This is a genomic window from Otariodibacter oris (assembly GCF_009684715.1).
Taxonomy (GTDB): Bacteria; Pseudomonadota; Gammaproteobacteria; order Enterobacterales; family Pasteurellaceae; genus Otariodibacter; species Otariodibacter oris.
The window spans coordinates 943689-952497 of the sequence record NZ_CP016604.1 but is presented as its reverse complement, the minus strand read 5'-3'; the positions used below and the strand labels follow the sequence as shown (position 1 = coordinate 952497).

At 38.1% G+C, this 8809-nt stretch carries 15 protein-coding genes and 1 pseudogene; 15 read left to right on the top strand and 1 reads right to left on the bottom strand.

The window, feature by feature from the left end; genetic code table 11:
* Positions 1–75: 75 nt before the first annotated feature.
* Complete coding sequence (locus A6A10_RS04395; protein WP_121121587.1) at positions 76–888, bottom strand: ORF6C domain-containing protein; 813 nt, start codon at positions 886–888, stop codon at positions 76–78.
* A gap of 114 nt (positions 889–1002) precedes the next feature.
* Here A6A10_RS04395 and A6A10_RS04390 point away from each other — a divergent pair, with 114 nt between their 5' ends.
* From A6A10_RS04390 to A6A10_RS04320, 15 genes and pseudogenes are all read left to right on the top strand, one after another.
* Positions 1003–1269: a DNA-binding protein gene (locus A6A10_RS04390; RefSeq protein WP_121121589.1), complete on the top strand. Its 267-nt coding sequence runs from the start codon at positions 1003–1005 to the stop codon at positions 1267–1269.
* Between the two features lie 14 nt (positions 1270–1283).
* Positions 1284–3240 (top strand): annotated as a pseudogene (locus A6A10_RS04385) (transposase).
* A 4-nt stretch (positions 3241–3244) separates the two neighbouring features.
* Positions 3245–4126, top strand: a complete 882-nt coding sequence (locus tag A6A10_RS04380) for an AAA family ATPase (RefSeq protein ID WP_121121591.1) — start codon at positions 3245–3247, stop codon at positions 4124–4126.
* An 8-nt stretch (positions 4127–4134) separates the two neighbouring features.
* The gene (locus A6A10_RS04375; RefSeq protein ID WP_121121594.1) at positions 4135–4365 is read left to right on the top strand and encodes a hypothetical protein; all 231 of its coding nucleotides are present in this window, start codon (positions 4135–4137) and stop codon (positions 4363–4365) included.
* A complete protein-coding gene (locus A6A10_RS04370; RefSeq protein ID WP_121121596.1) occupies positions 4328–4633 on the top strand; it encodes a hypothetical protein in 306 nt (101 codons plus the stop codon). Before A6A10_RS04375 ends, A6A10_RS04370 begins: the two co-directional genes overlap by 38 nt.
* Before the next feature lie 2 nt (positions 4634–4635).
* Positions 4636–4902, top strand: coding sequence for a hypothetical protein (locus tag A6A10_RS04365; protein ID WP_121121598.1), 267 nt, complete (start codon positions 4636–4638; stop codon positions 4900–4902).
* Positions 4899–5513 (top strand): DUF3164 family protein, encoded by a 615-nt coding sequence (locus A6A10_RS04360; protein WP_121121599.1) that lies wholly within the window; start codon positions 4899–4901, stop codon positions 5511–5513. Before A6A10_RS04365 ends, A6A10_RS04360 begins: the two co-directional genes overlap by 4 nt.
* 78 nt (positions 5514–5591) lie before the next feature.
* Complete coding sequence (locus tag A6A10_RS04355) at positions 5592–5795, top strand: ANR family transcriptional regulator (RefSeq protein ID WP_229583622.1); 204 nt, start codon at positions 5592–5594, stop codon at positions 5793–5795.
* A gap of 12 nt (positions 5796–5807) precedes the next feature.
* Positions 5808–6116, top strand: coding sequence for a hypothetical protein (locus A6A10_RS04350; protein ID WP_121121601.1), 309 nt, complete (start codon positions 5808–5810; stop codon positions 6114–6116).
* Between the two features lie 9 nt (positions 6117–6125).
* Positions 6126–6323, top strand: coding sequence for a hypothetical protein (locus tag A6A10_RS04345; protein ID WP_121121603.1), 198 nt, complete (start codon positions 6126–6128; stop codon positions 6321–6323).
* A gap of 117 nt (positions 6324–6440) precedes the next feature.
* Entirely contained in the window at positions 6441–7229 is a 789-nt protein-coding gene (locus A6A10_RS04340) for a polymer-forming cytoskeletal protein (RefSeq protein WP_121121606.1), read from the top strand.
* Between the two features lie 14 nt (positions 7230–7243).
* Positions 7244–7726 (top strand): hypothetical protein, encoded by a 483-nt coding sequence (locus A6A10_RS04335; RefSeq protein ID WP_121121608.1) that lies wholly within the window; start codon positions 7244–7246, stop codon positions 7724–7726.
* Positions 7708–8085 (top strand): hypothetical protein, encoded by a 378-nt coding sequence (locus tag A6A10_RS04330; protein ID WP_121121610.1) that lies wholly within the window; start codon positions 7708–7710, stop codon positions 8083–8085. The genes A6A10_RS04335 and A6A10_RS04330 overlap by 19 nt, the downstream gene beginning before the upstream one ends.
* On the top strand, positions 8061–8480 hold the full coding sequence (locus tag A6A10_RS04325) for a gp16 family protein (protein WP_121121612.1): 420 nt from the start codon (positions 8061–8063) through the stop codon (positions 8478–8480). The genes A6A10_RS04330 and A6A10_RS04325 overlap by 25 nt, the downstream gene beginning before the upstream one ends.
* Before the next feature lie 9 nt (positions 8481–8489).
* Positions 8490–8693, top strand: coding sequence for a hypothetical protein (locus A6A10_RS04320; RefSeq protein ID WP_121121614.1), 204 nt, complete (start codon positions 8490–8492; stop codon positions 8691–8693).
* The last annotated feature ends 116 nt before the right edge of the window (positions 8694–8809 follow it).

Below are 8809 nucleotides of genomic sequence, written 5' to 3'. Positions count from 1 at the left end.
CTTATACATCAACCAATTGATGACAATAAGAGTAGTTATGATGTTGAAATAAACTATGACGTATTTAAGTCCAAGTTATTTGGCTTGTTTACGTTTATACGAGCTTAATTTACTACTAATGTTGTGATATAACGCATCCAACTGATCATTGCTGAGTTCAGTTATGCTTCCTACGCAATATCTTTCTTGAAGGTATTCTCTCAACCACAATTCTAAATCTAATTTTTTAACATTAATGTGAATGTAACTGTATTTCCGTTTACGCCAATCGTTGCCGATTTTCTTTGGAGCTGATTTTGATGAATTTAAACGACCAATCCATTTTCTAAGGTAGTTTTCTGCTTTTTCATATTTTTCTATTGGTATAAGTTTATAAGTTGTTACTCCACAATGTTTATTCAAGGAAGCCCATACTGCTTGAAATGTTTTGGGTTGTTTTTTTAGTTCATTCTCTAAATTAACCACCTCATTCACAAGATCTTTTAAGGTTCTTGCCATCTCTTCGTTGATGTGTTTGTTATCAGGTTCAACGATAGCCTTAGTTCTAGTTACATGTTTTTCCGTTGTTATATTATTAATAACTCCTTTCTCTCCGTAAATCACGTTATTGTTATTACCATCAACATTTTGCGATATTCCAGACTCTTTATTTTTATTTATATGTGTAATAGACCTAATGCCAGTTATAACATATTGAATATCAACTCCTAATTGTGCAGCTCGACCTAGGAATTCTGCCGACATACCACTTCGCCCTAACTCATTTAACCTTAATGTTTCTCTGTTTATTTCTGTTTGATGAGCAAAACTTGCTTGAGAATACCCTAATCTTGTTCTTTCTTCTACGAGCCTAATACCCATATCTTCTTTAGTGATAGTCATATCCATAAAAATCCCAGTCAAATATTATTGACATGCCAAAAATATTTGGCATATAATAAAGTTGTTTTGTTAGTAGTTGAATCAATCAATTTAATAAATTGATTGATTAAAGGGGATTTTATGGATCAAAAAGAAATTTATCAAGCATTAAAAGATAAAGGGCTAAACGCAGTTATTTTAGCAAAAGCTTTAGATGTTAGCGTCCAAGCCATATCAAGTACGATTAAAAAAGGAAAAGGGAGTTTGCGTATTGCAAATGCTATATCAATAGCTATTGATAAACCTATTGAAAAAACCTTTCCTTATTATGAGGAAAAGCAGTTACAACAACAGGCAAGAAAACAACAAATAGAACAGCTTAAAACAAAGCTATCTCAAGAAAACTGATTGAGGGGTGGTAAATGTCTGTTTTGCATAAATTTTACAGTATTAAAGAATTGGCGATCCTTAAATTAAGCACGTTGCCTCATAGCAATAGACGTATTTTAGATAAAGCAAAGCGTGAAAAATGGGAATTTCGTAAAAGAGAAGGTCGAGGCGGTGGTAATGAATACGCATTAAGTTCCTTGCCTGAAGATGTTCAAAATGAAATTTATGAGCGTGTTTCTGTTTCTGTAATAGCAAAACAACCCAAAAGACTGCCTGTTAATAAGTTAAATATGGATTTAGCCAATTTAACGAACAAACAGAGAGCAATCGCCGATGCTCGTATGGCATTGGTTCAGTATGTTCTTGATTTAGAGGAGTCTATGTCTCGAGTCAAAGCGGTTAATTACTTATGCGATCTTGCTCAAGGTTTATCTTTACCTCCGCATCTTGCAGATTTGATTGAGGTTGCAAATGCAAAGAAAGCCGATGGTAGAACGCTTGGTACTCGCACTTTAAATCAATGGGTGATTGATTACTGCAAGGCTGAAAACGTGGAGCAACGTATGAAGTTACTTGCTCCTGCGGTTAGACAGGAAAAAAAGCTAGAAGAGATTTGGTGGTTGAGTTTCTTTTTGGGTGTGTTTCGCAAGAAGAATGGGGTTTCGCTCAATGAGGCATATCGTGAATTTGAAATTTTGTGGTGTGAGCATTATGCCGACAATCCTGTTCTGCTTGAACAAATACCTAGCCTTAGCACTGTTCGTCGAGTAATGAATCGCCTTCCTTTATATGTGAAAGAGCACGGCAGACGTACAGGTTCGCACTATAAAACATTGTTGAGTTACGTTAAGCGTGATTGGTCGGTGTTAAGAGCAAATGATGTGTGGATTGGTGATGGTCACGCTATGAAGTTAAAGGTCGAGCACCCTATCAATGGTAAGCCTTTTACACCTGAGTTAACACTGATTATTGATGGAGCAAGTAGAAAGGTTGTCGGGTGGTCGATGGCTCTTGCGGAAAACGCTTTCGCTGTGGCTGATGCACTCAGACACGGTATTCAAACTCACGGTGTGCCTGCTATTTACTATTCAGATAATGGTGGCGGTGAGAAAAATAAATTCTTAGATGCGGAAGTTACAGGGATGTTGCCAAGATTGGGGGTTAGACACGAGACAGGGATTGCAGGTAATCCTCAAGGTCGTGGGATTATTGAAAGATTGAATAAAACGTTGGGCTTATTCATTGCTCGCCAGTTTGAAACGTATTACGGGGCGGGAGCAGATCCTGAAACGATAAGAAAAACATTGTATGGCGTGAACTCTTTAGCTAATGCAAAAGGTACAGAGCTTACACCATTACAGAAAAGAGCAAGGGGCAAGTTACCTAGCTGGCAACAGTTGTTAGATATGGTTGAGGTGTGTGTTGATTGGTACAACAACGAGCATATTCATTCAGAAATCAAGACGACACCCGCTAAAAAATATCAACAGATGTTGCATGAGGAAGATGTAGTAAGGCTCACTGATGTTGAGTTGAGAGATATGACCCGACCTGAGTTTATTCGTAAGCCTCAACGTGGCTAGATTAGTTGGAATAATAACAATTATTTCAATACCAAGTTACTAGATTTTGAGGGAATGGATGTAGTTATTGGGATTGATATCCATAACGCTGAACTGGTGCAGGTTCGTTCTCAACGATGGACGTTTTATCTGTGATGCGGTTTGGAATGGTAACACAAGAGAGGCGTTCCCTGTTTCTATGGTTGAACAGCAACGTAAAGAGCGACACAAACGTCGTGGCAATCTTAAACAAAGACAGCTTGACGATATTAATGCTGAGTTAAATCCAGTGATAACGATTGAGCAAACAAATGATTTTAGTCTTTTAACACCAGTTAAAAAGCCTAGTAGAGAAAAACAACCAATCTTCTTAACTCGTGCAGAAAAAGAGGAATGGGAAAGAAAACAAATAGCCGTAGGAGAATAAGCAAATGCAAAACCAACAACTTAAAGTCTTTATGGAATCAAAAGGATTCAACCAAAAGCAAGTTGCCAATCTATTCGGGGTATCTATTGCCACAGTTAGCCAGTATTTGAGCGGTAAATATCAAGGGAATTGTGAAGAGCTAGATAAGAAAGTAGATGAGCTGATGGCTCGCTATAAAGCGAAAGTGATTGAGGCTAAATACGACTCTTCTTTTGTGGAAACTTCAACGGCTAAAAGAGGCATGGAGATTATGGATTTTGCTCACGTTGAGGGGGAAATCAATGTGATTTTTGGTGCAGCAGGATTGGGAAAAACGCAAATGCTGAAGCAATACGCAAAAACGCATAGCTCTGCAGTGTTGATTGAGGTTGATCCAAGCTGTACGCCTAAAGTTTTACTACGTCGTATTGCGGAAAAGGTGGGAGTTACTGCGAAGGGTATTAATAGCGAATTGCTTGAGGGGATTGTAAGTAAATTAACTGGTTCTGAGCGTTTACTGATGATTGATGAGGCTGAACTACTCTCTACTCGCTCGCTTGAGTTTGTAAGACGTATTCACGACTTAACAGGTATTGGGGTTGTCTTGGCTGGTATGCCTAGATTACTAGTGAATCTTAAAGGTAAAAACAATGAGCTTGCTCAATTGTATAGCCGTGTAGGGTTTGCTTGTGATTTGGGGAACGCTTTACCTGATGAAGATTTGGGATTGTTAGCAAAATCAGCTTTAGGAACAGATGAGTATAACCCTCCGCTTATTAAAGCAAGCAAAGGTAATGCTAGACGGTTGAGTAAGTTAATGCGTGGTGTTGTAAGAAGTGCAGAGTTCAACAATATGGAAATCAGTAATGAGTTAGTTGAGCAGTATTCAAAAATGCTTATTAGTTAGGAGGAAAAATGGCAAGAGTTGAATCAATTTATGCCGTTTACAAGGGTGATAAGTTTTGCTTTGACGGAACAGCTAAAGAAATTGCTAAGGCTCTTGGTATTAAAGAGAGTTCAGTCAGAAAGATGAAAACACCAAGCTATCAAGCACGAGGCAGAAATATTACCACTATTGTTAAGTTAGATTTTGAAGAGGTTATTGAAGATGAAAGCGAAGACAAAACACACATACAACAGAGCTAATCAGTTGGCTTATAAGTATTTAAAGCAAGTTCAAAAGGCGATTATTCACTTAAACGCGTTCGGCTTTACGGTTTTAAACATTGATTTTACAGGCATTAAACCTCGAATAGAGGTCGATATAGGAAATAGTCAGGAGGTAGCAGATGAGTTAATCAAGCAGAGAAAAGCAATGTGGTATGCACAAGGATATAGTGAAAGGCTAGGAAGATGTAAGGGCTACTACACTATGTTAGAGGGCATTAGAGTTTACTGGGAAAGTGAGGCGTAAGCATGAAGAAAGTTATAAAGGAGTACCTAGATTCGATAGGCGTAAAAGTAAAAACTAAAAGAAAAGGGTTTTCTTTAGTTAAGCGAATTGGACAAGGAGCAGCTGAGCGCCCTGATGGAGATTTGTCTTTTGAGATAGTAGAAGGTACGAAAGGTATTGAAATAAGAGTTAAAGAGAATAAAAAGTACTGCGAAATCCCTTTTGATGCAATGTTGGAAATAGCAGATATGGTTGGTGCTTTTGATTTTGATGAAGGAGAAAAAAAATGAAAACACAAATTGATGGCAAGAACTACTGGGAAGATGCACAAGGGCGTCTTATGGCTGAAGACTTAATAAAAGACATTGATAAAGAGCGTGATGAATTGGTTAATGGTTTTATTGAAAAAGCCAAAGAACTTCAAGCCCAGATGAAAAAGTTCAAAGCTGAGGTTTCTGCTGATGTTCAAGCGTTTATAGAGCTGTCTGCGGAAAAATATGGTGTTCAGCTTGGTGGGCGAAAAGGCAATACCACTTTATTAAGCTTTGATGGAAAGCTTAAGTTACAAGTGGCTGTTAGTGAGCGAGTAGGTTTTGATGAGCGTATTCAAGCGGCTAAAGCGTTGATTGATGAATGCCTGCACGAGTGGTCGGGTGAGGCTCGTCCTGAGTTGAAAGTGTTAATCAATGATGCCTTCCAAGTTGATAAAGAGGGGAATTTGAGTACGCAACGAATCTTGTCTCTTCGTCGAGTTGATATTCAAGACGAACGCTGGACAGAGGCAATGAAAGCTATTTCCGATAGCGTTCAAGTAGTTGGCAGTAAAGATTACATTCGCTTCTATGAGCGTGATGCTCAAGGTAAATACATTCCAATTTCGCTAGATATTGCGGGGCTTTAAAACCCATTTAAACGCTCTTTAAATCGAATTTGAGGGGCGTTCATAATGTGTTTTAACGTTAATTAATAAGGAGTTTTTATGAAAAAACCAATGGTTTTAAGTGAATCCGCTCGCTTTAAATACGCAACCGAAGGTGCAGCTTATGCGGAAAGAAAAGGAGATTATAAAGAAGCGAGTAATAAATGGAATTATGCATCAAAGCTTGCTCCTAATGAGGCTAATAAGGAATGGTGTGTTCACCGTTGTGATTTTTGTGAACGATTAACAATAAGATCGTTTTAGGGGGAGTGAGTTATGCATATTCAGTACATTACATTCGATACATTCGATAAAAAACCAACAAAAGAGGATATTTTAAAAGCTCTAAGTGACGGTGAAGATGAGTGGTTTGATAGCTTTGTTGCTGAAGTAGGGTTTGATTCAGGGGCTATCGCTAAAGAAATTTTAGAAGATCAATACGCTGCTTGGGAAATGTATCAAGAAGATGAGAGCATTTATATTGTAGTTATTAATCCCAACAAGGAAGACGAATATCACGTTCATCGAGTTTCTGTTGGGTATGTTATGTGTGCTTCTTCTAAGTTTATCGAGATATATAACTAAGGATTAATTATGGAAAATACAGAAAAACAAATGTTAAAAGAAAGACTTCTTGATGTTGCAGAGGGGGTTCATCAAGCGAAAGATTGGATTGAGGCTGACGACTATGATTTAGCCTTGATTCAATTAAATGATACCTTGAGATTACTCCAGAAAATGAAAACAAAAGTAGCTTTGGAAATTTTTAGTAAAAAGGAGACAGTTATGTAAACACAATCAACCCCACCGCCCCACAAAACCTTCTTATTTGCTTAATGCTGGGGCGGTTTGATTAGAGAGAATATTAAAAAATGACCGCATTTTTTAATGTTTTTTTAAGGAGGTTAAATGGATAAGAAATACAAATTAACTGATGAGACACTTACGTTAAGCAATGGTGTTAAGTTGTACAGAATAAAAGCGTTGAAAAGTTTTGGTGAGGTAAATAAAGGCGATCTTGGTGGTTTTGTTCAATCAGAAGATAATTTATCTCATAAAGGCAATGCTTGGGTGTATTGCAATGCTCAGGTTTATGACGATGCTCATGTGAGTGGTAATGCCAGTGTTTATAGTGATGCTCAAGTGTCAGGTAATGCTCAAGTGCGAGACTATGCGGAAGTGTCAGGTAATGCTCAAGTGCGAGGCTATGCGGAAGTGTCAGGTAATGCTCAAGTGCGAGGCTATGCGGAAGTGTATGGTCGCGCTTCTGTGTCAGGTAATGCTCAGGTATATGGTAATGCTCAAGTGTATGGGCGAGCTAGCATATATAATCATGCTTTCGTGTACGGCAATGCTTGTGTGCATGGTCGTGCTTGCGTAAGAGGTAATGCGTTGGTGCGAGGTGATGCTGATGTGTGTTTCTATACCAAGGTTTATGGTAATGCTATAGTGTCTGGTGATGCTAAGATTTATAATTCAACGGATATAATTTGGTTCTCGCACGTTGGGACAGAAAATGGCACATTAACTGTTTTTAAGGGAAAAGCAGGTAATCTTCTTGCAACAATAGGTTGTTTTTATGGGACAGTTGATGAGTTCCTTGAAAAATCAGCCAAAGTGCATGACAAGAGAGTAAAAACCGAGTATCAACTTCTTATAAAAGTTGCCAAATCAAGAATACAGCACAATCAGCTTTAACGGGAGAAAATAAAATGAGAGTGAAATGCCCTGCGTGCGGTGCTGTGAACTCTTTGGATGCGTTGATTGCCCACGATGCAGCAAGCGAGGCTTTAAATGCTGCTTTGTTGCTTAATGGGGATTTAGGCAAAAAGCTTGTAAGTTATTTGGCTTTGTTTCGCCCCTCAAAATCAGCTTTAACCTTCCAAAGAGTGACAACGCTACTTAATGAGCTGCAACCAATGATTACAGCACAACAAATTAGTCGAGATGGTCAATATTACCCTGCTCCAGTAGAGGCTTGGGTATATGGTTTTGAAAGTGTTCTAGCGAAACGTCAGGATTTAAAGCTACCGCTTAACAGTCACGGTTATTTGCTTGAGATCATCAAAAACTGGAAGCCTAAAACGGCAAATCAAGCCCTTTCAGTTGTTCAAGCAGTAAAAAATGACAATGTGAGTACATCAAAAACAGTAACCGCTATACAAGGAGCAATGCAATGGGCGAACAATGGCTAAAACAGTCGCTTGCCTCAGGTGTGTCTATGCTACTTCTTTTAAGATTAAAGAACGCTCCACCAGAAGATGCGATTCAACCCACATTAGAAGCGTGGTTTAGGGTAATTACTTATAAGAAAACGTGGGATAAAGAGCTAGACCGAGCAAGATTTGAATCAGCGTTTATGTATTTAGCTCAAAATTGCGATAAATTCCCCAGCCCAAAGCAACTATTGGAGGCAATGCCTAAACGAGAATTTAAAGAACTCCCCCCCCCTGAAATCACGCCAGAGCAACAGCAAAAGTTTGCTGAGGGGTGGAGGAAGTTAAAAGAGCAACTAAGAGGAACATATCAATGTATCAATCAAGAAAACAGTTAATTCAAAAAATTCATATCGGTAAAAATGAATTAAAAATGGATCAGGATACCTATGTTCGGTTTTTGTTAGAGGTAGTCGATAAGCATAGTTGCTCAGTGATGAGTGATGCTGAATTAGATTTAGTGTTAAAAGCAATGAAGAAAAAAGGCTTTAAAGTGAAATCTAAACAGTTCGGTAAACGTCCTACGGCAAGTGCGAGTAATGAAACTAGACAAAAATCACTAGATAAAATTGAGGCATTTTTAGCAAGTGATGGAAAGCCTTGGGCTTATATTCACGCTATTTGCAAAAGATCGTTTGGAATTAACCGCTTGCAGTGGTGTTCAGATGAGCAAGTTAGAAAAGTGCTTCAAATGTTGGCGGTTAAAGCTAAACGGGATGGGAAAAGAGTTTAAGGGGTGAGGATGAAGAATTATTATTTAGAAGTAATTAGGGTGGCGCGTAATATTGAATTGCGTTGTGATGCGTATGTTTCGTGTAATGATAAGTGTTTTGTTTCAATTAGAAATCGAAAAACAGGAAAATCAAAGAGGCTTATGGAAACAATTGATCGTGATGAAGCTGTTGCTTATTTCTATCATCTCCGTGATACGATGATATGGTGGTAATTTTTTACGAATTATTTTGCATAACCCCGACATTGTTCGGGGTTTTTTGTTTTTTTATAAAAAGTTAAAAAAACTCTTGTAATATGTATTTAAAATACATATAATAACCGCATCAA